General features: G+C 67.2%; 22 protein-coding genes. 3 read left to right on the top strand and 19 right to left on the bottom strand.

Annotated elements, in window-relative coordinates:
• Positions 1–83: 83 nt before the first annotated feature.
• The 17 genes from queE to ACVWWW_RS13665 form a co-directional block, all read right to left on the bottom strand.
• On the bottom strand, positions 84–758 hold the full coding sequence (gene queE, locus ACVWWW_RS13585) for a 7-carboxy-7-deazaguanine synthase QueE (RefSeq protein WP_051234701.1): 675 nt from the start codon (positions 756–758) through the stop codon (positions 84–86).
• An 85-nt stretch (positions 759–843) separates the two neighbouring features.
• The gene (gene ybgF / locus ACVWWW_RS13590; RefSeq protein WP_027081932.1) at positions 844–1,692 is read right to left on the bottom strand and encodes a tol-pal system protein YbgF; all 849 of its coding nucleotides are present in this window, start codon (positions 1,690–1,692) and stop codon (positions 844–846) included.
• A 135-nt stretch (positions 1,693–1,827) separates the two neighbouring features.
• The gene (gene pal, locus ACVWWW_RS13595) at positions 1,828–2,355 is read right to left on the bottom strand and encodes a peptidoglycan-associated lipoprotein Pal (RefSeq protein WP_027081931.1); all 528 of its coding nucleotides are present in this window, start codon (positions 2,353–2,355) and stop codon (positions 1,828–1,830) included.
• Positions 2,356–2,398: 43 nt separating this feature from the next.
• Positions 2,399–3,706, bottom strand: coding sequence for a Tol-Pal system beta propeller repeat protein TolB (gene tolB / locus ACVWWW_RS13600; protein ID WP_027081930.1), 1,308 nt, complete (start codon positions 3,704–3,706; stop codon positions 2,399–2,401).
• Positions 3,707–3,818: 112 nt separating this feature from the next.
• Entirely contained in the window at positions 3,819–4,721 is a 903-nt protein-coding gene (locus ACVWWW_RS13605) for a TonB C-terminal domain-containing protein (protein ID WP_027081929.1), read from the bottom strand.
• Positions 4,718–5,155, bottom strand: a complete 438-nt coding sequence (gene tolR, locus ACVWWW_RS13610) for a protein TolR (protein WP_027081928.1) — start codon at positions 5,153–5,155, stop codon at positions 4,718–4,720. Before tolR ends, ACVWWW_RS13605 begins: the two co-directional genes overlap by 4 nt.
• Positions 5,156–5,158: 3 nt before the next feature.
• Positions 5,159–5,959, bottom strand: coding sequence for a protein TolQ (tolQ, locus tag ACVWWW_RS13615; protein ID WP_036141013.1), 801 nt, complete (start codon positions 5,957–5,959; stop codon positions 5,159–5,161).
• Between the two features lie 88 nt (positions 5,960–6,047).
• Positions 6,048–6,452 (bottom strand): tol-pal system-associated acyl-CoA thioesterase, encoded by a 405-nt coding sequence (gene ybgC, locus ACVWWW_RS13620; RefSeq protein ID WP_051234699.1) that lies wholly within the window; start codon positions 6,450–6,452, stop codon positions 6,048–6,050.
• Positions 6,453–6,544: 92 nt separating this feature from the next.
• Positions 6,545–7,591: a Holliday junction branch migration DNA helicase RuvB gene (gene ruvB, locus ACVWWW_RS13625; protein WP_027081925.1), complete on the bottom strand. Its 1,047-nt coding sequence runs from the start codon at positions 7,589–7,591 to the stop codon at positions 6,545–6,547.
• 39 nt (positions 7,592–7,630) lie between these two features.
• The gene (locus ACVWWW_RS13630; RefSeq protein WP_027081924.1) at positions 7,631–9,568 is read right to left on the bottom strand and encodes a potassium transporter Kup; all 1,938 of its coding nucleotides are present in this window, start codon (positions 9,566–9,568) and stop codon (positions 7,631–7,633) included.
• Between the two features lie 26 nt (positions 9,569–9,594).
• Positions 9,595–10,191 carry a Holliday junction branch migration protein RuvA gene (gene ruvA, locus ACVWWW_RS13635; protein WP_027081923.1) on the bottom strand — a complete coding sequence of 199 codons (597 nt, stop codon included), beginning with the start codon at positions 10,189–10,191 and terminating at the stop codon, positions 9,595–9,597.
• A 148-nt stretch (positions 10,192–10,339) separates the two neighbouring features.
• Positions 10,340–10,867 (bottom strand): crossover junction endodeoxyribonuclease RuvC, encoded by a 528-nt coding sequence (ruvC, locus tag ACVWWW_RS13640; protein WP_027081922.1) that lies wholly within the window; start codon positions 10,865–10,867, stop codon positions 10,340–10,342.
• 13 nt (positions 10,868–10,880) lie between these two features.
• Positions 10,881–11,612, bottom strand: coding sequence for a YebC/PmpR family DNA-binding transcriptional regulator (locus ACVWWW_RS13645; protein ID WP_027081921.1), 732 nt, complete (start codon positions 11,610–11,612; stop codon positions 10,881–10,883).
• Positions 11,613–11,694: 82 nt separating this feature from the next.
• Entirely contained in the window at positions 11,695–12,309 is a 615-nt protein-coding gene (locus ACVWWW_RS13650) for an alpha/beta fold hydrolase (RefSeq protein ID WP_027081920.1), read from the bottom strand.
• 129 nt (positions 12,310–12,438) lie between these two features.
• A complete protein-coding gene (locus ACVWWW_RS13655) occupies positions 12,439–12,960 on the bottom strand; it encodes a GNAT family N-acetyltransferase (RefSeq protein WP_027081919.1) in 522 nt (173 codons plus the stop codon).
• A complete protein-coding gene (aspS, locus tag ACVWWW_RS13660) occupies positions 12,957–14,729 on the bottom strand; it encodes an aspartate--tRNA ligase (RefSeq protein WP_027081918.1) in 1,773 nt (590 codons plus the stop codon). Before aspS ends, ACVWWW_RS13655 begins: the two co-directional genes overlap by 4 nt.
• Positions 14,730–14,837: 108 nt before the next feature.
• Positions 14,838–15,212 carry an FmdB family zinc ribbon protein gene (locus ACVWWW_RS13665; protein ID WP_027081917.1) on the bottom strand — a complete coding sequence of 125 codons (375 nt, stop codon included), beginning with the start codon at positions 15,210–15,212 and terminating at the stop codon, positions 14,838–14,840.
• 127 nt (positions 15,213–15,339) lie between these two features.
• On the opposite strand from ACVWWW_RS13665, the gene ACVWWW_RS13670 reads away from it, so the two are divergent.
• Positions 15,340–16,899, top strand: coding sequence for an OmpA family protein (locus tag ACVWWW_RS13670; protein WP_081671930.1), 1,560 nt, complete (start codon positions 15,340–15,342; stop codon positions 16,897–16,899).
• Between the two features lie 2 nt (positions 16,900–16,901).
• Here ACVWWW_RS13670 and ACVWWW_RS13675 read toward each other — a convergent pair whose 3' ends face one another.
• Positions 16,902–18,737 (bottom strand): ABC-F family ATP-binding cassette domain-containing protein, encoded by a 1,836-nt coding sequence (locus tag ACVWWW_RS13675; RefSeq protein ID WP_027081915.1) that lies wholly within the window; start codon positions 18,735–18,737, stop codon positions 16,902–16,904.
• Positions 18,738–18,850: 113 nt separating this feature from the next.
• Between ACVWWW_RS13675 and ybaL the strand changes: the two genes are divergently transcribed.
• Positions 18,851–20,512, top strand: a complete 1,662-nt coding sequence (gene ybaL, locus ACVWWW_RS13680; protein ID WP_027081914.1) for a YbaL family putative K(+) efflux transporter — start codon at positions 18,851–18,853, stop codon at positions 20,510–20,512.
• Positions 20,513–20,788: 276 nt separating this feature from the next.
• The gene (locus ACVWWW_RS13685) at positions 20,789–21,388 is read left to right on the top strand and encodes a hypothetical protein (RefSeq protein WP_027081913.1); all 600 of its coding nucleotides are present in this window, start codon (positions 20,789–20,791) and stop codon (positions 21,386–21,388) included.
• Between the two features lie 93 nt (positions 21,389–21,481).
• Here the strand turns inward: ACVWWW_RS13685 and clpB are convergent, their stop codons facing one another.
• A complete protein-coding gene (clpB, locus tag ACVWWW_RS13690) occupies positions 21,482–24,067 on the bottom strand; it encodes an ATP-dependent chaperone ClpB (protein ID WP_027081912.1) in 2,586 nt (861 codons plus the stop codon).
• Positions 24,068–24,170: the final 103 nt, after the last annotated feature.

Consider the following 24,170-nt stretch of genomic DNA (forward strand, 5'->3'; position numbering starts at 1 on the left):
AGAATGCGGATTGATGTGCGACGAACACGCGGACCGTGCGGCATGCATGCATCGCGCAAGGCGACATCACGCAATGCGACGCATCAACGCCCCGGTTCGTCGCCCCAGAGGATCTTGTGCAGCTGCAGCTGGAAGCGCACCGGCAGGCGGTCGTCGACGATCCACTGTGCGAGATCACGCGGCGCGACCTGCCCGAAACTCGGCGAGAACAGCACGTCGCAGCGCGATGGCAGCGCATGTTCGGCAACGATCGCGCGCGACCACTCGTAGTCCTCGCGCGAGCAGATGACGAACTTGACCTCGTCGTGCGGCGTCAGCAGCGGGATGTTCTCCCAGCGGTTGCGATGCACTTCTGCCGAGCCCGGCGTCTTGATGTCGACCACGCGCGACACGCGCGGATCGACCGCGCCGATGTCGAGCGCGCCGGACGTCTCAAGCGACACGGTGTAGCCCGCGTCGCACAGGCGCTGCAGCAGGATCGTGCAGCGCTTCTGCGCGAGCGGCTCGCCGCCGGTGACGCAGACATGGCGGACACCGAGGCGCGCGACCTCTTTGATGATCGCGTCGATCTCCCACCAGTCGCCGCCGTGGAACGAATACGTGGTGTCGCAGTACTGGCAGCGCAGCGGGCAGCCGGTCAGGCGCACGAACACGGTCGGCCAGCCGACGCTGTTCGACTCGCCTTGCAGGGACAGGAAAATCTCGGTCAGCCGCAAGCGCTCCGGCGCTGCGGCGGCCGCGGTAACGGGGACGCTCATCCGGCGATTTTACCGCCCTGCCCGCCCGCGCCGGTGCGGACGGGCGGCGCCGTTCAGGACGCCCGTCGCGTTGCGGGCGCTCGCGTCAGCGCGCGGCGCCCATCGCGCGCAGGCGATCAGCCGCCGACTGCGAGGCGTCGCTGCCGGCGTAATGGGCGACCACGCCCTCGAAATCGGCGCGCGCCGCGTCGTCCTGATGCAGGTTCAGTCGGGTCAGGCCGCGCTTTAGCATCGCGCCGGGCGCCTTGTCGTGGGTCGGGAAGCGATCGAGCAGCTGCGTGAACGGCTCGACGGCCTGCTCGTAGTTGCGCGTCGCGTAGTAGCTCTCGCCCAGCCAGTACAGCGCGTTCGGCGCGTAGACACCGCCCGGATAGCGGTCGAGGAAGTCCGAGAACAGGCGCGACGCGTCGGCGTAGCGGCCGGCCTTCAGCGCGTCGAAGGCGGCGTTGTAGGCGGTGAGTTCATTGCCGGTGGGCGTCGCGGAGCCGGCGGCGGCAGTCGGGGCGGCGGACGGCTTGGCCTTGGTCGTCGCAGGCGCCGCGGGCTTGGTCGACGCCGAAGGACGCGCGGTCGCTGTGGAAGCACCGGCTGCGGGCTTCGCAGTGGCTGCGGGCGCCGGCGTCGGCGTTACCGGAGCCGGCGTCGCACCACCTTCAATCCGCTGCAGGCGGCCGTCGACATCCAGGTATTGCGTCCGCATCGACGCACGCAGCTGCTCGTTCGCCTGCTGCATTTCCTCCAGCTGCCCGCGCATCGACTGCACGTCCTGACGCAGCTGCGCGATCTGGTTGACCAGTTCGACGTTCTGCGGATTCGCGGCGCGCACTTCGAGTGCGGTGACGCGGTCTGCCAGGCTGGCGCGCTGCGCGAATACGGGCAGCGGTGCGACGAGGACCAGCGCGATGGCGAGCGCGAGGGCGCGAGGTGAGTTCATGACGATTCCCCGGTGTTGGAGCGTGCGGCGAGTATGCCGCGCGCAGGTCGCGATCCGACTGTCGCCACGATGAATGTCTGCCGCAACGAAAACGGGCCGCATGGCGCGGCCCGTTGGCGAACTACCGCGTATCGATCAGCGCGCGCTGTAGCTGATCTCGACGCGACGATTCTTCGACCAGCAACCCTCGCCCGAGTCGGTGCAGATCGGCTTTTCTTCGCCGAAGCTGTTCGTCGTCAGCTGCGACGATTGTCCGCCCGCGGCCTGCATCGCCGACGACACGGCGTTCGCACGGCGCTCGCCGAGCGCGAGGTTGTAGTCGCGGCTGCCGCGCTCGTCGGCGTGGCCGTCGAGCGTCATGCGCGAGGACGGACGGTCGCGCAGGTACTTCGCGTGGCAGTTCACGATCGCCTGGAACTCCGGCTTCAGCGTGTCCTGGTCGAGGTCGAAGTAGACGATGCGCTGGCGCAGGCAGGTGTCGGTATCGAGGTCGTTCGGGCCGTACGCGCCGGCGGTGGTCGGGCCGGTGGTGGCGGGCATGGTCGTGGTGGTGCCGGTCGAGGTATCGGTCGGCGGCGTTTCCTTGACCTTCTTCGAGCACGCCATCGCGAGGGTGCACATCGCGGCGACGATCAGGAGCTGGCTGGCGGACTTGGCGTTCATTCGTTCTTTCCTTGTGTGTCGTTTCGGATGGACGTCTGCCGCGTCAGCGCGGCGTGCGGTAAGGGCCCCACGCCGGCTCGCGCACATCGCCGTCGGCGAGCACGAGGCGCTGGCGAACGCGCGCGTCGGCCGACAGCGCGTACAGCACGCCGCGGCCGCCCTCGCGCGCGGCGTAGATGAGCATGCTCGCGTTGGGCGCGAAGCTCGGGGATTCGTCGAGGTTGCCCGGCGACAACAGGCTCCAGCGCGGGCTGCCGAGGCTCGAGTCCATCAGCGCGACGCGGTACGTGTTGCCCGAGCCCTGCGCCGTGGCGACCTTCTTGCCGTCGTACGACACGGTGGCGCTCGCGTTATACGTGCCCTGGAAAGTCACGCGCGTCGCGTTGCCGCCCGATGCCGACGCCGTGTAGATCTGCGGACGACCGCCGCGATCGGACGTGAAGTACAGGCGCGAACCGTCGGCGCTCCACGTCGGCTCGGTGTCGATGGAGTAGTGGTTCGTGATCTGCGTGAGCGCGCGGCTGCCGAGGTCCATCACGTAGACCTCGGGGTTGCCCGAGCGCGACAGCGTCATCGCGAGGCGGCGACCGTCCGGCGAGAACTCGGGCGAACCGTTGATCCCGCGGAAATGCGCAACCATTTCGCGCGCGCCGCTGGCGATCGTCTGGATGTAGATCGCCGAACTACCGCCTTCGAAACCGACGTACGCGAGGCGCGCGCCATCCGGGCTCCACGAGGGTGACATCAGCGGCTCGGTCGAACGCACCACGGTCTGCGGGTTGTAGCCGTCGCTGTCGGCGACGACGAGCGCATAGCGCGCACCACCGCCCGTACCGCTCTGCGTGACATACGCGATGCGCGTGTAGAACGCGCCGCGCACGCCGGTGACCTTTTCGTAGATCGCATCGGCGATCTGGTGCGCGACATCGCGCATCTGCCCGCTGCGCGCGGTGAGCGCGAAGCCGAGCAGGCGCGTCTGCTTGGCGACGTCGAGCAGTTCGTATTCGACGCGATACGCACCGCCGCCCGCATCGAGCACGCGACCGACGACGACGTAATCCTGGTTGATCGCACGCCAGACCGGATAGTTGACGTCCTCGCTGCGCGTCGGGCGCTCGGGCAGGCCGTCGACCGGCAACGACTTGAACTGGCCGGAGCGGTTGAGGTCCGCGGCCACGATCGACGCTTCGTCGTTCGCACCGGTGCCGTTCTGGAACGGCACGACGGCGATCGGCAGCGCGGCCGCGTTGCCGCCGACGATGTCGATCTCCAGGCCCTGCTGCTGCGCGGCCGCCGCCATCGGCAACAGGCATGCGATGCACAGGACCAGCCATGACACGAGACGACGCATCGTGATTCCTCGGTCTTTCGGTGTGGGCGCATACAGGTAGCAGCCCGATCGTGAATCCTAGCTCACACCTGAACCGTTTAGCGGGTTGACAGATGCGACCCGTCGCGTCCCGTCAGGGCGCGCGGAAGTTGAGCGTCAGTTCGCGCTTGAACACTTTTTCGAAGCCCGCGTAGGGCAGCGGCTGCGCCTTGAGCACCGCGGCCTCGATCGAGCGACGGCCGGCCTCGTCGTACACGCAGGGGGACGTGACCTGCGCGTCGATCACCTCACCACCGGGCAACTGGCGGATGACGAGGCGACACATCGCATTCGGCGGAATGTTGTCGGGGCGGATCCATTTCGCGCGGATCGCGTCCTGCAGCGCGGCGGCGTAGCGACCGAGCAGGCCGTCATCGGCGGGACCGCTGCCGCCCGCATCGGCATCCGACTGCGCCGCCTGCTGCGCGGCCGACCCGCTGCGCGTCGGCGCGGTCAGCTGCGCGAGGCGCTCCTCGGCCGCCATGGCCTCGCGCGACGCCGCCGCACGGCGACGACGGATCTCCGCAAGCTGCGCTTCCTTGTCCGCCTGCTGGCGCTGCTGCGCCTGTTGCTGCGCATCGACAGGATTCGTGAGGTCGGCCTGCTGCTGCCGATGCTTCTCGTCCTGCGGCCTGGTTTCGATCGCCTTCTGCGGCGTCGGCGTTTCGACCACCGCCTGCTGTTCCACGTCGTCCGGCTGCGTGAGCTGTTGCTGCGGCTTCGGTTGCGCTTCCGGCGGCGCGGTTTCGGGTTCCGGCTGCGGTTCGGGCACGGGTTCCGGCAACGGCTCGGGTGCAGGCTGCGGACGATGGTTCAAGGTGCGCTGCATCGCCGCCGACAGCTGGCCGACATCGACGACGTCCGCGGACATGCCACCGGCACTGGCCTGCGTCATGTCGTGCGGTCGCATCGCGAGCCATAGCAGCAACGCGAGCGCGAGGTGCAAGCCGATCGCCAGCGCGACCGCGGTGGCGTCGTCGGCCGGCCGAACCCTCACTTCGCCTGACCCTTCGGCGAGCTGATCAGCGACACCTTGTCGACGCCCGCCTTCTTGAGCAGATCGATCGCGTCGGTAACGGTCTGGTAGCTCGCCTTCGCATCCGCGCCGATCAGCACCTGCGCGTCATGATTCTGCGCGACGATCGTCGACAGCCGCGTGGTGAGTTCCGCACCACTGACCGCTTCGTTGCTGCCCGCTTTCACTGCGAGAAAGTAATTACCGTCGGCATCGACCTGCACGACGACGGGGTCCGTCTTCTGCTGCAGCGATTTCGCGTTCGACTTGGGAAGATCGACATCGACGCCGAGGTTCAGCAGCGGCGCGGTGATCATGAAGATGACGAGCAGCACGAGCATCACGTCGATGTACGGCACGACGTTGATCTCGGACTTGAGCTTGCGTCGCCGGTGGCGACGGAGGGAGACCGACATGGCTCAGCCCTCGAGGTGCGACTGTCGCTGCAGGATCGACGAGAACTCTTCTGCGAACGCCTCGTAGCGCGACGCAAGCCGCTCCACGGCAGTGGCGAAACGGTTGTACGCCCACACCGCGGGAATCGCGACGAACAGGCCCATCGCGGTCGCGAGCAGCGCTTCGGAAATACCCGGTGCAACGTCCTTGATGCCGACCTGCTGCGAACTCGCGAGCAGCGAATGCATCGTCACCATGATGCCGAACACGGTGCCGACCAGGCCGATGTAGGGCGACGTCGAACCGATGTTGGCGAGCAGTTCGAGGTTGTGTTCCAGCGAATCGAGTTCGCGCGATGCAGTAGCGCGCATGCCGCGCTGCGCGGCTTCGAGTTGCGCGTCGGTATCGGCGCCGCGGCGCTGGCGAAGACGGTTGAAGTCGCGGAAACCGGCTTCGAAGATCGCTTCCATGCCGCCAATTCCGCGACCGCGGCCGCTCGCACCTTCGTAGAGCTTGCTCAATTCGGAACCCGACCAGAAGCGTTCCTCGAACTGCACCGCTTCGCGACGCGCACGACGCAGCAGCGCCGACTTGCGGAAGATGATCACCCACGACGCGATCGACGCCACGATCAGCAGCAGCATGATCAGCTGCACCGGAAGACTGGCGTGCGTGACCAGTTGCACAAGGTCGAGCGAGCCGGCGGGCGGCGCGGCGGCGGCGCTCGCGGCCTGCGCCGCATCGGCGAGCGGCTGCGCATCGACTGGCGTCGCATCCGGCAGCGCGGCGGGGCTGGACTGCAGCATCAGCGACAGCGCGCTCATCGGGCGGCCCCTGCAGCCGTGTGCGTGAGGGACGTGCGCGGGCGATGCGATGCGGTCATTCGGGCTCTCCGGTCCATGCGGCGGACGATCAGTTCGGGGTTTGCAGGGCGGCGAGCTGCGCATGCAGCCCGGCCGGAATCGGCGCGGGACGGAACGTCGCGGCGTCGAGCGCAGCGATTCGGACCGTGGCGTCGAGAAGACGTTCCCCGTCGCGGTCGATCGACTGCTTGAACACGAGGCTTGCGCGGCGGCAGTCGGCGAGTTCGCAACGCACGTCGAGCGCGTCGTCGAGGCGGGCCGGCTTGAGGAAATCCAGCGTCATCGCACGCACCGCGAACACCAGGCCTTCGGCCTGCAGTGATGCCTGTCCGTGGCCGTTCGCGCGCATCCACTCCGAGCGTGCGCGCTCGAGGAAAGCGACATAGCGCGCGTGGTAGACCACGCCGCCGGCGTCGGTGTCTTCCCAGTAGATGCGGACCGGCAGGCTGTACATGCGCTCCGAACGCCCGCATTCGCGGGCCGTGCGTGGGGGCGCCAAGTCTACCCGCGGTGCCTCACCGTGCCGACGCTGCGGCAAGCGGCTGTTCAGTCGATCGACGGCGCGGCCGGCGGCTCGAACAGGTCTGGCGACTTCGCGCGCGGGGTGAATCCGAGGTGGCGATACGCCTTCGGCGTCGCCATGCGGCCGCGCGCGGTGCGGATCAGGTAGCCCTGCTGGATGAGGTAGGGCTCGACCACGTCCTCCAGCGTGCCGCGCTCCTCGCTCAGCGCCGCGGCCAGCGATTCGACGCCCACCGGCCCGCCATCGAACGACTCGATGACGATGCCGAGCAGGCGCCGATCGAGCTCGTCGAAGCCTTCCGGGTCGACCTTCAGCATGGTCATCGCATCAAACGCGGTCTGGCTGGTGATCGTGCCGTCGCCGCGCACCTGCGCGAAGTCGCGCACGCGGCGCAGCAGGCGGTTCGCGATACGCGGCGTGCCGCGCGAGCGACGCGCGATCTCGCCGGCACCGTCCGCCGTGCACGAGATACCGAGGATCTGCGCCGAGCGCTGCACGATCTTGGTCAGCTCCTCCGCGCTGTAGAACTCCAGGCGCTGCACGATGCCGAAGCGGTCGCGCAGCGGCGCGGTGAGCAGCCCCGCGCGCGTGGTCGCGCCGATCAGCGTGAACGGCGGCAGGTCGATCTTGATCGAGCGCGCGGCCGGGCCCTCGCCGATCATGATGTCGAGCTGGAAATCCTCCATCGCCGGATACAGCACTTCCTCGACCAGCGGCGACAGGCGATGGATCTCGTCGACGAACAGCACGTCGTGCGGCTGCAGATTCGTGAGCAGCGCGGCGAGGTCGCCTGCCTTCTCGATCACCGGGCCGGAGGTCTGCCGCAGATTAACGCCGAGTTCGTTGGCGATGACCTGGCTGAGCGTGGTCTTGCCGAGGCCCGGCGGCCCGAAGATCAGCACGTGGTCGAGTGCTTCGCCGCGGCCCTTGGCGGCCTCGATGTAGATCTTCATCTGCTCGCGCACCGGCGCCTGGCCGAGATATTCGTCCAGGCGCTTGGGGCGGATGCTGGCCTCGACGGCGGCGTCCTCGTGCGTGGCGCCGGGGGCGATGATGCGGTTCTCGGTCATGCCGGGATTATGGCCCGCCGCCGCTCAGCCGGTGCGACGCTAGATCTCGATCTGCGCGCCCAGCTCGACGAGGCGGTTGCCCGGAATGCGGAAGAACGTCGTCGCCGGTGCGGCATTTCGATGCATCAGCGCGAACACCTTGTCGCGCCAGAACGGCATGCCGCGGTGCTTGCTGGCGACGATGGTTTCGCGGCTTGCGAAATATGTCGTGTCCATCGGGTCGAAATGGATGCCGCCCTTGTCGCAGGAACGCATCAACGCGAGCGGCACGTCCGGCGTTTCCATGAAGCCGAACTTGATCGTCACCCGGTAGAAGTTCTCGCCGATCGAATCGATCTTCAGGCGCTTGTCCTTGGGCGCCATCGGCACCGTCATCGGTTCGACGGTGAGGAAGACGTTGCGCTCGTGCAGCACCTTGTTGTGCTTGAGGTTATGCAGGAACGCCTGCGGCACGACGCCACGATCGGCGGTGAGGAATACCGCGGTGCCCGGCACGCGCACCGGCGGCGACAGCATCAGGCCGGGCAGGAACACGTCGAGCTGGATGCCTTCCTTGCGCACTTCCTCGTGCAGCAGCGCGCGGCCGCGACGCCAAGTGCGCATCAGCGTGAACGAGGTGATGCCGATGAACAGCGGCACCCATGCACCAATGCCGGTCAGCAGCTTGCCGCCGTTGGCGACGAGGAACGCGACGTCGATGATCAGGAACAGGCCGCACAGCGGCAGCACCCATTTACGCGAGTCATTCCAGCGCGTGTATGCGACGAGCGCGAGCAGCAGCGTGTCGATCAGCATCGTGCCGGTAACGGACAGGCCGTACGCGGTGGCCAGGTTCGTCGCGCTCTTGAACGCGAGCGTCAGCAGGATCACCGCGCCCAGCAGCGTCCAGTTGATCGACGGCACGTAGATCTGGCCGATCGTCTGTCGCGACGTGTGCTTGATCGACAGGCGCGGCAGGTAGCCGAGCTGGATCGCCTGGCGCGTCACCGAGAACGCGCCGGTGATCACGGCCTGCGAGGCGATCGCCGCAGCGACGGTCGCGAGGCCGAGCATCGGCACCTGCGCCCAGTCGGGCATCGACATGTAGAACGGATTCGCGCGCGCCCCGGGATTCTGCAGAAGCACGGCGCCTTGTCCGAAGTAGTTCAGGACCAGCGCCGGCAGCACGAAGCCGAACCATGCCCAGCGAATGGGTTTCTTGCCGAAGTGGCCCATGTCGGCATACAGCGCTTCACCGCCGGTGATCGCCAGCACCACCGCGCCGAGAATGAAGAGCGCATGGCCGCCGTGCGTGATGAAGAAGCGCAGCCCCCAGTAGGGATTCAGCGCGGTCAGCACCGACGGATAGCGGACGATGTTGTTGACGCCGAGAATCGCCAGTACGACGAACCACGTGATCATCACCGGCCCGAAGATCCTGCCCACGCGTTCGGTGCCGAAGCGCTGGAACGCGAACAGCGCGACGAGGATGACGAGGCCGACCGGCATCACCCAGTGGCCGAATTCCGGCGAGATCACGCGAAGGCCGTCGAGCGCGCCGAGTACGGTGACCGGCGGCGTGATCATGCCGTCGCCGAAGAACAGCGACGCACCGAAGATGCCGAGGATGCCGACCAGATAGTTGAGGCGCGAGCCCTGCTTCAGCGACCGCTGCGCGAGTGCGGTGAGCGCCATGATGCCGCCCTCGCCCTCGTTGTCCGCACGCATGATGACGATGACATACTTCAGGGTGACGACCAGCATCAACGCCCAGAACGCGAGCGACAGCAGGCCCTTCACCGTCGACGCATCGGGCTGCAGCCCGTAATGCGGCAGGAACATTTCCTGGATCGTGTAGAGCGGGCTGGTACCGATGTCGCCGAACACGACGCCCACGGCGCCGACCACCATGGTCGCGAGACCGGCGTGTCCGTGACCGTGGGCATGGCCCGTATCGCCACCATGCGAAGAGGTGGCCGTGGAAACGGAAGCGGTCATGAACGTCCTGGAACGCGGTCCTTCGCTCAGCGGAGCGCGGACTGTAGCGCCTTGCGGATGATGGTCGCGGTGTCGTCGCCGGGCTGCACGGCGTCCTTCGCCATGCGCACGGCTTCGGCCGGCTTGTAACCGAGCTGTTGCAGGGCAATCACCGCTTCGGTCTGCGGATCGGCCGGCACGCCGGTGTTCACGCCCAGCGACGAACCGGCACCCATCAGGTCGGCCGCGCGGTCGCGCAGTTCGACGACGATGCGTTCGGCGGTCTTCTTGCCGATGCCCGGAATGCGCGTGAGCGCGGTGACGTCGCCGGCCTGAACGAGCCGCGCGAATTCGTCGACGCTCACTGCGGAAAGAATGGCCAGCGCGATCTTCGCGCCGATGCCGGTGACCTTCTGCACGTCGCGGAACAGCCGCCGCTCGCCTTCGCGCAGGAAGGCGTAGAGCGAGACGCTGTCTTCCTTCTGCGCGTAATGCGTGAACAGCACGACTTCGCGCCCGGCTTCGGGCAGGTCGTAGAACGTGCTCATCGGCGCTTCGAGCTCGTAGCCGATGCCGCCCGCCACTTCGACCATCAGCCACGGCGGCTGCTTCTGGACGAGGATGCCGCGAAGACGCCCGATCATGCGGCGGCTCCGCGCGCGCCCGCGGCCACGCGAACGCGCATGCCGCCAGCGAAGCCCTGAACCCGTCCGATCATGCGTCGTATCCCGTGCCGCCCACCCGGCGGCGCGCATTGTGCGCTCATTGCGATCACGGTGCGCTCCGCCCGTCTCAGCTGCCGCGTCGGCGCAGGTGGGCAACCGCGATGCCCGTACGGCCGGCGGTCGCGCTCATATGGGCGTGGGTCAGCGCGACGGCCAGCGCGTCGGCGGCGTCGGCCTGGATCTTTTGCTCCGGCAGGTTCAGAAGCAGCCGCACCATGTGCTGCACCTGCTGCTTGTCGGCCGCGCCGCGCCCGACCAGCGACTGCTTGATCAGCCGCGGCGCGTATTCGCTCACCGGCAGGCCGCGACGCACCACCGTCGCAATCGCAGCGCCGCGTGCATGCCCGAGTTTGAGCGCGGACGTCGCCGACTTATCCATGAACACGGTTTCGATCGCGACCTGCGTCGGCTTCCATTCGTCGATCAGCGCATCGAGGCCTTCACACAGAAGACCGAGGCGCTTCGGGAAATCCTCCGCGTCGAGCAGTTTCAACGTGTGCGCCGACACGTAGGCGCACTTGCCCGTCGCGTCGACGTCGACGAAGCCGACGCCGGTGCGCTGCGAGCCCGGATCGATGCCGAGGATTCGGATCACGTCTGCGCCGCCGTCAGGCGTACGCGTCCTCGCCGAGTTCAGCGTTGGAATACACGTGCTGCACGTCGTCCATGTCCTCGAGCCACGCGAGCAGCTTGGCGACCTGCCTGGCGGTGTCGCCTTCGACCTTGACGTTGTTTTCCGCGCGCATCGTCACCTGCGATTCGCCCGGCTTGAGGCCGGCCGCTTCGAGCGCCGACTTCACCGCGTCGAACGATTCCGGCGCGGTCAGCACGTCGATCGAGCCGTCTTCCGGATACACGACGACATCATCCGCGCCGGCGTCGATCGCCGCCTCGGTGATGCGGTCTTCGTCCGCGCCTTCGCCGAACCAGATCACGCCGCGCTTGTGGAACATGAAGGACACCGAGCCGTCGGTGCCGAGGTTGCCGCCGAACTTCGAGAACGCATGGCGGACGTCGGCGACGGTGCGCACCTTGTTGTCGGTGAGGCAGTCGACGATCACCGCAACGCCGCCGGGCGCATAGCCTTCGTAGCGGAGTTCCTCGTAGGTCACACCTTCGAGTTCGCCGGTCGCCTTCTTGATCGCGCGCTCGATGACGTCCTTCGACATGTTGACGTCGAGGCCGCGGTCGATCGCGGCGCGCAGCCGCGGATTGCCGGACGGATCGCCGCCGCCCATGCGCGCGGCGACGCCGATCTCGCGAATGACCTTGGTGAAGATCTTGCCGCGCTGGGCGTCGACGGCGTTCTTGCGGGCTTCGATCGAGGGACCACGACCCATCGGGCACTTCCGGACAAACAGGTAACGGGACGCAGATTTTACCGGATCGGCCGCTCGGAACCGGCGGCACCGGCTGGCTCGTTCAGTGCTGGAACCGGCCTTCACGGAGGAAGGTGGCGACGTGCCTAGCCGCGGTGGGCGAAAGGACGAGCCCGCTGTGGGTGGCGTGGACGATGACGTGGTCGGTCAGGCCGTCAAGCCGGGTTTCCGCCACCGCGACCGTGCCGTCGTTCGGACCGTGGATCCGGCCGATGACGCGGCCGAGCCCCAGCGGCAGCGTGCCGGCGATCGAGCCGACCTCGGCGTGTCCGGACCATGCATGGCAACCGTCACGGAGAAGCCGACGGCTATGGCCGAGCCAGCGACCCAGCTTCGGCACCCGCGCCAATCCGTCCGCGGCCGCGCTCCCGCACAGCGGCGAGCCTAGGCAGACCACGCGCTCCACCGGCAGATCGGGCTCGGCATCGAGCGCGGTCAGCGTCATCAACCCGCCGAGGCTGTGGCCGACGATGTGGCAGGGGCCGCGACGCGCGGCGTCGGAAATCGCACGCAGCGCATGCGTCGGGCGCTGGCGCGAGCTTTCGTAGCCGATCAGTTCGGTCTCGAAATCTTCGCGGCCGAGACGACGCGCAAGCAGCGCCATCGATGCCGGACGCATCCACAAACCATGGACGAGGAGTACGCGGGAAGTCGCCATGACTGCGACATCGGGCCGGTCGCGGCGTCGTGCAAGGGTGACGAAGGTCGTGCGACGCCGTGCCGCACGCGAATCGCCCGGATATAGCGAGCGGTTACGGGTTCGCGAGGTGCAACGTCGGGAACCGCGTCAGCGTTGCGCCGCCCGCCGCATGATGAATTCGAGATCGCGCACGCGCCCCACCGGGAATTCGTACGTGCCGACCTTTGCGAAGCCGTAGCGCCCGTAGAAACGCTGCGCGCCCTCGTTCTCGCTCCACACGCCGACCCAAAGCGTGCGCGGCCCCCCGCGCTCCAGCCACTGCATCGCGGTGTCCATCAAACGCGCACCGCTTCCACCGTTCTGGAATTCGCGGAGCACGTAGAGGCGCTTGACCTCGCCATCGCCGGGCACGACGTCCGCGTGCGGCAACCCACACGGACCCGCGGCGCAATGACCGACCGCGCGACCGTCCGATTCCAGGAACCACACCGCGTAATCGGGATGCGCGAGGATCGTCGCCTGCTTGCGCACGTCGTACGCATCGTCGAGAAACGCCTGCAGATCCTCGGGCTGATACAGATGCCCGAACGCTTCGACAAACGTCGCCGTCGCCAGCGACGACAACGTCGCCGCGTCCTCCACCGTTGCGCGACGGATCGTCAGACTCACTCCGCCTTCGCCTCGCGCGGACGCACGGCCACATGCACTTCGGCCAGCTGCGCATCCGGGATCGGAGACGGCGCGCCGGTCATGAGGCACTGCGCGCTGGTCGTCTTCGGGAACGGAATCACGTCGCGGATGGACTCGGTGCCGGCCATCAGCGCGGCGATGCGGTCGATGCCGAACGCGATGCCACCGTGCGGCGGCGCGCCGTAGCGCAGCGCTTCGAGCAGGAAGCCGAACTTGAGCTCGGCCTCTTCACGACCGATGCCGAGCAGGTCGAACACGGCCGACTGCATGGCCGAGCGATGGATGCGGATCGAACCGCCGCCGATCTCGTTGCCGTTGAGCACCATGTCGTAGCCGCGCGACACCGCAGTCGCGGCGTTTGCGCGCAGGTCGGCTTCGTCGTCGACGCTCGGCGCGGTGAACGGGTGATGCAGCGCGACGTAGCGCTGCGCTTCGTCGTCCCATTCGAACATCGGGAAATCGGTGACCCACAGCGGCGTCCAGCCGTCGGCGACGAGGCCGAGGTCCTTGCCGAGCTTGATGCGCAGCGCGCCCATGAAGTCGGATGCGGACTTGTACGTCGCCGCGCCGAAGAAGATCGCGTCGCCGGTGGTCGCGCCGGTCGCTTCGACGATGGCGGCCAGCGTTGCGTCGTCGAGGAATTTCGCGATCGGCGAGTTGATGCCTTCGCGGCCCTTGGTCGCGTCGTCGATCTTCATCCATGCGACGCCCTTGGCGCCGTACTTCGCGGCATGCGCACCAAGGTCGTCGATCTGCTTGCGCGAGAACTGCGCGCCGCCCGGCGCACGCAGCGCAATGACGCGGCCGTCTGCGTGGTTCGCCCAGTCGGTGAACACCTTGAACTCGCAGTTCTTGACGAGCTCTGCAATGTCGGTGAATTCCAGCGGGATGCGCAGATCGGGCTTGTCGGAACCGAAGCGGCGCATGGCTTCGGCGAAGGTCATGCGCGGGAAAGGATTCGCGAGTTCGACGCCGATGACGTCACGGAACACGGTGCGGATCATCTCCTCGACGGTGTCCTGCACGTCGCGCTCGGACACCCACGCGAACTCCATGTCGAGCTGGGTGAATTCGAGCTGGCGATCGGCGCGCAGCGCTTCGTCCCGGAAGCAGCGCGCGATCTGGTAGTAGCGGTCGAAGCCCGCCATCATCAGGATCTGCTTGAACAACTGCGGCGACTGCGGCAGCGCGTAGAACTCGCCGGGATGCATGCGCGCAGGCACGAGGAAGTCGCGCGCGCCTTCGGGCGTCGCCTTGGTCAGGATCGGCGTTTCTATGTCCTGGAAACCGCGCTCATCCAGATAACGACGCAGCGCTGCGACGAGCTTCGTGCGCGTGCGCATCATCTTCTGCATCTCGGGACGACGCATGTCGAGGTAGCGGTACTTGAGGCGAATGTCCTCGCCCGCGTTCTCGTGCGCGTGGAACGGCAGCGGGTCGGCCTTGTTCAGCACTTCAATCGACGTCGGCACGATTTCGACGCGGCCGGTCGGGATCTTGTCGTTCGCGGCATAACGCGCGCGCACGGTGCCGGTCACGCGCACCGCGTCCTCGTTGCCGAGGTCGGCGGCGGCCTTGAACAGCTCGGGCTGGTCGCTCTCGACCAGCACCTGCACCACGCCTTCGTGGTCGCGAAGGTCGATGAAGGTCTGGTGGCTCTGGACGCGCGCGCTGTTGACCCAGCCGCAAAGGGTGACGGTCTGGCCGATCAGGCGCTCGTCGACGAGGCCGCAGAACTGGGTACGCATTGGGACTCCGGCGGCGCCCCGGAAGCGGGCGCGGATAAGCCGGCTAGTTTAGCGTCCACGACGCCCGTGGACCCGCCCGGGGTGCGCGGCGGGCCGATGTCGACGTATTCAGCTCGAGCTGGACGAACCGCCGGAGCTGCCCGAGGTTCCCGAACTCGAGCCGGACGATGGCGCCGGGCTCGATGCCGGCGCGGAAGGCGCAGGCGTTGACGATGCCGGCTTGCTGTCGCCACCACCCGACGACGCGTCGGAGTTGGGTGCCGTGCCGTCGCCGGCCAGGTTGCGCTTCTTGTCGCCGTCCTTCTTGAAGTCGGTCTCGTACCAGCCGCCGCCGGCGAGGCGGAACTGCGGGGCGGTCAGTCGACGACGGATCTGCTGTAGTGCGCCGCATTTCGGGCAATCGGTAGGGTCGGCGTCGCTCAGCTTCTGCAGGCGGTCGAAGTCGTGGCCGCAGGCGGCGCACTCGAAGGAGTAGATCGGCATGGGTCGCAACATCTGGGAACGCGGACTCCGCGGATGGGGCCGCGCGTGGCCGTTTTCAAGCGCCCGCCTCACGGCGCGGCCACGGCGGCTGTCTAGAGTGGCCGCGGACCCGCACAGGATGTGATGCATGCCGACCCCACGGACGCGCCCCGCCCTCGCCGCCTTCCTTGTTGTACTGATCGTTCTCGCCGGCTGCAGTCGGCATCCGGAAGGTTCATCGGCCGAGGCGTCCGCGCCCGTCGCATCTGTGCTTTCCACACTCGAACAGGTCGCGCATCAGCCGCAGCCCGACATCCCGCCATCGACGTCATCGTCCGTCGTGCAGGATCTGGCCCCCGGCGCCGCACGCCTCGGCACCGACCTGATCGCAGTCGATGTGACACGGGTGACGTACACGCCGTACGGCATCGAGATCGACGCGGTAGCCCGCCAGTCCGGTCGCGCGCTCGGCGGCGAGGTCTACCTGAACTACGGCGACGAAGGCGTGCTGCGCGACGATCGCGGCAACACGTACCGCCTGCGTGACCCCGAGGATCGTCTGAAGACGCACTTCGCAGGCGCGGACGACCGCTGGACGCTGCATCTCGTTGCGCTCGGTTTCCTTCCACGTGATGCGAAGCACCTCACGCTCGGGCTCAACATCAATAGTCTCGGCACCAGTGCCGCGCTGGTCGAAACGTCGTGGGACGTGCCGCCGACGGTCGCATCGAAGCGTCGTGTTGCAACTGCGGATGTCGTGCGTCCCGGTGCCGGCTGGACGTACGCCATCCCGCCGACCGGCAACAGCCCGCAAGGCAATGCGTCGATCCGCGTGTTCTCGATCGACTGGTTGAAGGATGGCATCGCAGTCACGTTCGAAGCGCTCAACGGCGCGCGCGACACGCGCACCAGCCTCAACAGCGCGAACTGGCAATTGCGACTCGTCGACGACCGCGGCCACATCTACCGCATCGTGCAGAACGAGGATTCCGCCGCGCGCGCGGTGCCGATCGAGAACGGCCAGCGCATCGCGGGACGACTGCTGTTCGCACCGCAGATCGCGCCGGACGCGACGCGCCTTCGCCTACTCGCGAACGCGGGGCCGGCCGGCAACGATCCATGGGCAGCGATCGACGCCAAGGACGACAACATGTTCGCCGCGCGCGTCGCGGTGGATCTCGGCACGATTCCCGACGCGGCGCGTTCGCATGCACCCGCTGCGACGAAGCAGGACGTCACGCTCAACCTCGCGCAGCCGCCGCTGCCGTCGACGCCGCTCGCGACGAGCACGATGGACCCGATCACGAAGTTGAAGCAGGAACTCGGCGCGCAGGACAGCGACGCCGGCACCACCGTCGACCTGCCGAGTGACGTGCTGTTCGATTTCGACAAGGCGACGCTACGACCGGATGCGCAGCACACGGTCGATACGCTCGCCGACCTGCTGCGTCGCATCGATCGACCGGCAACGATCTCCGGCCACACCGATGCCAAGGGCGACGATGCCTACAACATGAAGCTGTCGCGCGAACGTGCGGAAGCCGTGCGCAGCGCGCTTGTCAACGCAGGCATCGATGCATCGCGACTGACGGCGACGGGTTACGGCGCGAGTCGCCCCAAGCGTCCGAACACACATCCGGACGGCAGCGACGATCCCGATGCACGCCAGGCGAACCGTCGCGTCGAAGTACTGATCCCGAAGGGCTGAGGTCAGCCGGCTTCGTAGAGTTCGAGGTACTCGGCTTCGGCTTTCGCGAGTGCGTCGGCAAGACGCGTGCGTTCCTGCCCGAGGTGCGCGAAGTCCGCATGACGCGCGGGGTTCGCGAGATCGGCATCGACCGCGGCGAGCTTGCCTTCGAGTTCCGCGACGCGTGCTTCCGCCTGCGACAACTTGATCGGATTCGCCTTCTTACCCGACTTCGGTGCGGGCGGCGGGGGTGCGACGACCGCGACCGGCGCGGCCGGCTTCGGATCGTTGTCGCGCGTACGCAGCCACACGGCGTATTCGTCGAGGTCGCCATCGAACGGTTGGGCGACACCGCTAGCGACACGCCAGAACCTTTCGCAGACCAGGCCGATGAGATGGCGGTCGTGCGAGACCAGCACGATCGCGCCGTCAAAATCGCTCAGCGCCTCGGCGAGTGCCTCGCGCATGTCGAGGTCGAGGTGGTTCGTCGGCTCGTCGAGCAGCAGCACATTCGGCTTGCGCCACGCGATCATCGCGAGTGCAAGACGCGCGCGTTCGCCGCCGGAGAAACCGTCGACCGATTCGAACGCGCGGTCGCCGGGGAACTGCCACTTGCCGAGAAAATCACGCAGCTGCTGCGTGGCGACGCCGGGCGCGATCTTCTGCAGGTGCTCGATCGGCGTTTCGCCTTTGCGCAGCGATTCCACCGTGTGCTGCGCGAAGTAACCGATGCGCAGGTCGGGGTGCGTGCCGCGTTCACCGGCGAGCAGCTTGATCTCGCCGACCAGCGTCTTCACCAGCGTCGACTTGCCGGCGCCGTTCGGCCCGAGCAGTGCGATGCGATCGCCGGCTTCGAGCCGGAAGATGATGTCGCGCAGGATGGTGATGTTGCCGTAGCCACAGTCCGCATGGGTCAGGCCGAGCAGCGAATGCGGCAGCTTGTCGGGCACCGGGAAATCGATGTGCAGCGAACGTTCCGCGCGCACGGCTTCGGTGCCGGCGAGCTTGGCGAGGCGCTTCATGCGGCTCTGCGCCTGCTTGGCCTTGCTCGCCTTAGCCTTGAAGCGGTCGATGAACTTCTGCAGGTGGGCACGCTCGATCTGTTCCTTGTCGTGCGCGATCTGCTGCTGGCGAAGCTGTTCAGCGCGCTGGCGCTCGAAGTCGGTGTAGTTGCCCGAGTACAGCTTCGCCGTGCCCGAATGCAGGTGCAGCACGTGGCTGCACAGGCCGTCGAGGAATTCGCGGTCATGCGAGATCACGAATAGCGTGCCGGGATATTTCAGCAGCCACTGCTCGAGCCAGAGCACGGCGTCGAGGTCGAGATGGTTGGTGGGCTCGTCGAGCAGCAGCAGGTCGCTCGGCGTCATCAGCGCACGCGCGAGATTCAATCGAACACGCCAGCCGCCGGAGAACGACTTCACCGGGCGATCGTGCGTTTCCGGCGAGAAACCGAGGCCGTGCAGCAGCTTGGCCGCGCGGGCCTCGCCGTCGTAGCCGCCGATTTCCTCCAGCACGTGATGCGCTTCGGCAACGGCTTCCCAGTCCTCGCGTGCGGCCGCTTCGCGCTCGGTGAGCAACGCGGCGTGCACCTTCGCATCGCCGGAAAGCACGAAGTCGAGCGCACTGTCGTCCAGCGCCGGCGTTTCCTGCGCGACGCTGGCGATGCGCGCGCGGCCGGGAATGTCGATGTCGCCCTTGTCGGGCTCGACCTCGCCCTGCAGCGCCGCGAACAGCGACGACTTGCCCGTGCCATTGCGGCCGACCACGCCCACGCGCCAGCCGGCGTGCAGCGAGAGGTCGACACCCGAGAGCAGCAGCCGTTCGCCACGGCGCAGCGCGAAATCACGAAAACCAATCATCCGGGCATTGTACCGGCCGGCCGTACCGGGCCCGGCGCCGACGTTGCGGAGACGCGTCACGGTTAAGGTGATGAACGGCCTTTGCGCCGCTGTTTTCGCTACCGATGGATCCGATGCACCACACGCCGCTCATCGCCATGCTCGTCGCCGGCTTCGCGCTCGCCTTCCTTTTTGGCGGGCTCGCGCACCGGCTGCGCCTGTCGCCGCTGGTGGGTTACCTGCTGGCCGGCGTGCTGATCGGCCCGTTCACGCCTGGCTTCATCGCCGATGTGTCGCTCGCGCCGCAGCTCGCGGAAATCGGCGTGATCCTGCTGATGTTCGGCGTGGGCCTGCACTTCTCGCTGCGCGACCTGCTCGAGGTCAAGGGCGTGGCGATTCCCGGTGCGCTCGCGCAGATCGTGCTGGTGACGGCTCTGGGCTGGGGCCTCGCGCGGATGATCGGTTGGCCGAAAATCACCGGCGTGGTGTTCGGGCTCGCGCTGTCGGTGGCGAGTACGGTCGTCGTGCTGCGCGGACTGGAAGAACGACGCCTGCTCGACACGTCGCGCGGTCGCGTTGCGGTCGGCTGGTTGATCGTCGAAGACCTCGCGATGGTGCTCGCGCTCGTTCTGCTGCCGGCAATCGGTGGAAAGGAAGGCGGCAACATCGGCATGGCGCTGCTGCTGACGGTCGCAAAGGTCGGCGGCTTCGTGGTGTTCATGCTGGTGGTCGGTCGACGCGTGATCCCGTGGGTGCTCGAACGCGTTGCCGGCACCGGTTCGCGCGAGCTGTTCACGCTATGCGTGCTAACGATCGCGCTGGGCGTGGCGTTCGGATCGGCACAGCTGTTCGGCGTGTCGTTCGCGCTCGGTGCGTTCTTTGCCGGGCTGATCCTCAGCGAATCCGAATTCAGCCATCAGGCCGCGAACGAGACGCTGCCGCTGCGCGATGCGTTCGCGGTGCTGTTCTTCGTGTCGGTCGGCATGCTGTTCGACCCGATGATCCTGATCAACGAACCGATCAACGTGCTCGCGACGTTCCTGGTCGTGGTGGTCGGCAACGGCGTGGCGGCATGGGGCGTCGCGCGGCTGCTCGGCAAGTCGCCCGCCAGCGCCCGACTGCTGGGGGTCAGCCTTTCGCAGATCGGCGAGTTCTCTTTCATCCTCGCCACGCTCGGCATGTCGCTGGGCATGCTGTCGAAGGATGGGCAGAGCCTGATCCTCGCCGCGGCGATCATGTCGATCATCATCAATCCACTGCTGTTCGCGGTGCATGACCGCATCGAAGCGCAACGCGAACGTGAACCGCCTGCGCCGCTCGACGTAATGTCGCCGCCGCTGCCGGCTGGCGAGCGGCCGCACGTGATCCTGATCGGTTACGGACGCGTCGGCAGCGAGCTCGGCCCGCTGCTGCAGTCGCATGACATTCCGCTGGTGGTGATCGACGACGACGAACCGCTGGTGGAACGCGCGCGGGCGGCTGGCATTCCGGCAATTCGCGGACATGCAGCGAATCCTGCAGTGTTGTCGGAAGCGCGGCCGCAGCGCGCGCAGATGGCGCTGGTCGCGATTCCGAATGCGTTCGAAGCCGGCGAGATCGTCGAGCGACTGCGTGAACTCAATCCGACGATCAGCGTGATCGCGCGTGCGCATTCGGATGCCGGCGTGCGCTACCTGCTGGACCGTGGCGCCGACGGTGCAGTGATGGCCGAGCGCGAACTCGCGCACAGCCTTGCCGAGATGGTGAGTGCGCTGCCTGCGTTCCGGGGTGAACGGTCGCTACCGCCCGCAACGTGACGTGACGTGACGTGACGTGACGCTGATCGCTCTCACCGGCGCCGGAATGTCGGTCGAGAGTGGCGCGCCACGTTCGGTGATGCACCGACCGGCCTGTGGGCGCGTCCGACGAGCGACGCCTGACAACGCACGGAGCCTTCCGTCGCGATCCCGCGCTGCGTGCACTGCCCCATGCCGGTCATGAAGCGATCGCGGGCCTGACCCGACGTGTCGCGTCGTCGGCGCTGGAGTCTAGAATCCGCCCGGCGCCGGGGAGGCGCATCACCAGGGGATCGAATGTTTCGTCTTTTCAAGACAGCCGCGCTTGCGGCCTTGCTTCTCGTCGCAATGCCCGTGTTCGCGCAGGACGCAACCGGCACGCTCGTGCTCGACGTCAAGCCGTTCCAGTCGGAAGTTACGCTCAAGCCGAAGATCCAGTCGCAGCTGGAATCCGGCGGTGTCGAGTGGGGCCTGAAGGATCACCAGATGGTGGTGACGATGGTCAACAAGCGCTTCGTCGACTTCGACATCGCACACATGACGCGCTACGGCCGCAGCGAGACGCTGGCGCTGCCGCCCGGCGAGTACTCGCTCACCGGCATCGGACTCGAAATGCACACGGCCTTCAGCCCGGAGAAGGTGCTGGCCAAGGGCGCATTCGTGAATGCGGACGTGGTCAAGTTCACGATCGAGCCCGGCAAAACGACAACGCTCACCATGCTTCCCATCATCGGCCGCGACATGACCTTCCTCATCGAGTGGTACATGCCGGCGCTGATGACCTCGGTGACCACCGACACGGCTGCGACGCCGCCGGTCGCGATCAACGTCCGCGGGGATACATCGATTGCGTGGCCCGCCTACGATGGCGCGCTGAAGTTCAAGGCCGCGAAGTAAGACCCGGAGGCCGCGGACATCGCGGCCTCTTTCGTTTTAGATCAATCCAGCGCGGCGCGACCGCCCCGCCGGCGTACCGCGGGGAAGGCCGGTTCAGCCCCGATCGAACACCAGGTGCCCGCCTTCAGTACGCACGCGCACCGTGTCGCCGCTGTTGAACTCGCCGCCGAGGATGCGCTGCGCCAGCGGATTCTCCAGCTGCTGCTGGATCGCACGCTTCAGCGGACGCGCGCCGTACACCGGGTCGAAGCCGACGTTGCCGAGCAGCGTCAGCGCTTCGTCGGTCAACTCCAGCTTCAGCCCACGCTCGCCCATGCGCTTCTCCAGTCCACGCAGCTGGATCTTCGCGATCTCGCGAATCTGGGCCTTGTCGAGCGGATGGAAGACGACGATGTCGTCGAGGCGATTGATGAACTCCGGCCGGAAGTGCGCCTGCACCACGCCCATCACCGCCGCCTTCATCTGCATGTAGGCCTGCGGCGAATCGTCGCCCTGCATCTCCTGGATCTGATGCGAGCCGAGGTTCGACGTCATCACGATGACGGTGTTGCGGAAATCGACCGTGCGGCCCTGTCCGTCAGTAAGACGTCCGTCGTCGAGCACCTGGAGCAGGATGTTGAACACGTCCGGATGCGCCTTCTCGACCTCGTCGAGCAGGATCACGCTGTACGGGCGACGACGCACCGCTTCGGTCAGGTAACCACCTTCCTCGTAGCCGACGTAGCCCGGAGGCGCGCCGACCAGCCGGCTCACCGCGTGCTTCTCCATGAACTCGCTCATGTCGATGCGCACCATCGCATCGGCCGAGTCGAACAGGAATTCGGCGAGCGCCTTGCACAGCTCGGTCTTGCCCACGCCCGTCGGGCCGAGGAACAGGAACGAGCCGCTCGGACGATTCGGATCGGACAGACCGGCGCGCGAACGACGCACCGCATCCGACACGACCTTGATCGCTTCCTCCTGCCCGACCACGCGCGTGTGCAGCTGCGCTTCCATCTTCAGCAGCTTCTCGCGCTCGCCTTCGAGCATGCGGTTGACCGGAATGCCGGTCCAGCGCGACACGACTTCCGCGATTTCCTCCGCCGTCACCTTGTCCTGCAGCAGCGTGAAGCCCTTGGTTTCGGCTTCCTGCGCGGTGGTGAGCTGCTTTTCCAGTTCGGGAATGCGCCCGTACTGGATCTCGCTCATCTTCGCGTAGTCCTGCTTGCGCTGCGCGGCTTCCAGCTCGAGGCGCGCGGCCTCGATCTGCTCCTTGATCTTCGTCGCGCCCTGCACGCTCGCCTTCTCGGCGCGCCAGACTTCCTCGAGATCGTTGAACTCGCGCTCGAGCGTCGCGATGTCGGCTTCGAGGTCGGCCAGCCGCTGCCTCGACGCCTCGTCCTTCTCCTTCTTCAGCGCCTCGCGCTGGATCTTGAGCTGGATGAGTCGACGCTCCTTGCGATCGAGCTCCTCCGGCTTGGAATCGATTTCCATGCGAATGCGCGACGCGGCCTCGTCCATCAGGTCGATGGCCTTGTCGGGCAGCTGCCGGTCGGCGATGTAGCGGTGGCTCAGCGTGGCTGCGGCGACGATCGCCGGGTCGGTGATCTCCACGCCGTGATGCACGGCGTAGCGCTCCTTCAGGCCGCGCAGGATGGCGATGGTGTCCTCGACCGACGGCTCGCCGACGAACACCTTCTGGAAGCGACGCTCCAGCGCGGCGTCCTTCTCGACGTACTTGCGATATTCGTCGAGCGTCGTCGCGCCGATGCAGTGCAACTCGCCGCGCGCGAGCGCCGGCTTGAGCATGTTGCCCGCGTCCATCGCGCCATCGGCCTTGCCCGCGCCGACCATCGTGTGCAACTCGTCGATGAAGAGGATGATCTGCCCCTCGTTCTTCGACAGGTCGTTGAGCACGGCCTTCAACCGCTCCTCGAACTCGCCGCGGTACTTCGCGCCGGCGATCAGTGCGCCCATGTCGAGCGAGAGCACGCGCTTGCCGCGCAGGCCTTCGGGCACTTCGTTGTTGACGATGCGCTGCGCGAGACCTTCGACGATCGCCGTCTTGCCGACGCCCGGCTCGCCGATCAGCACCGGATTGTTCTTGGTGCGACGCTGCAGCACCTGGATCGTGCGACGGATTTCCTCGTCGCGGCCGACCACCGGATCGAGCTTGCCGCTCTCGGCACGCGCGGTGAGGTCGACGGTGTACTTCTCCAGCGCCTGACGTGCTTCTTCGGCGTTCTCGTCCTGCACCTTCTCGCCGCCGCGCAGTTTGTCGACGGCCGCTTCGAGCTTGTCCTTGGTCGCACCGGTCGCCTTCAGTGCACGACCGAGATCGCCGCCGTCCTCCAGCGCGGCGAGCACGAACAGCTCGCTCGCGATGAAGCTGTCGCCGCGTTGCGAGGCCAGCTTGTCGGTGACGTTGAGCAGACGCGCGAGATCGTTGCCGATGGAGATGTTGCCGGCCTGGCCGGACACCTTCGGCAGCTTGTCGAGCGCTTCGCCGAGCCGTTCGCGCAGCGCGGCCACGTTGACGCCGGCCTGGGACAACAACGGTCGCGTGCTGCCGCCCTGCTGGTCGAGCAGCGCGGTCATCAGGTGCGCGGGCTCCAGCAGGCTGTGGTCGCGCGCAACGGCGAGCGACTGCGCGTCGCCGAGAGCCTGCTGGAAGCGGGACGTGAGCTTGTCCATCCGCATGGGAAATCCTCTGGAATCGGGGCGGTGGTGAACCGCGATGGCCGATAGATGCGGTCTATGCCCAGTGATTCAAGCGTGGGCCGCGACCGTTCAGCAGCACGTC

The organism is Lysobacter sp. HA18, from assembly GCF_054057595.1.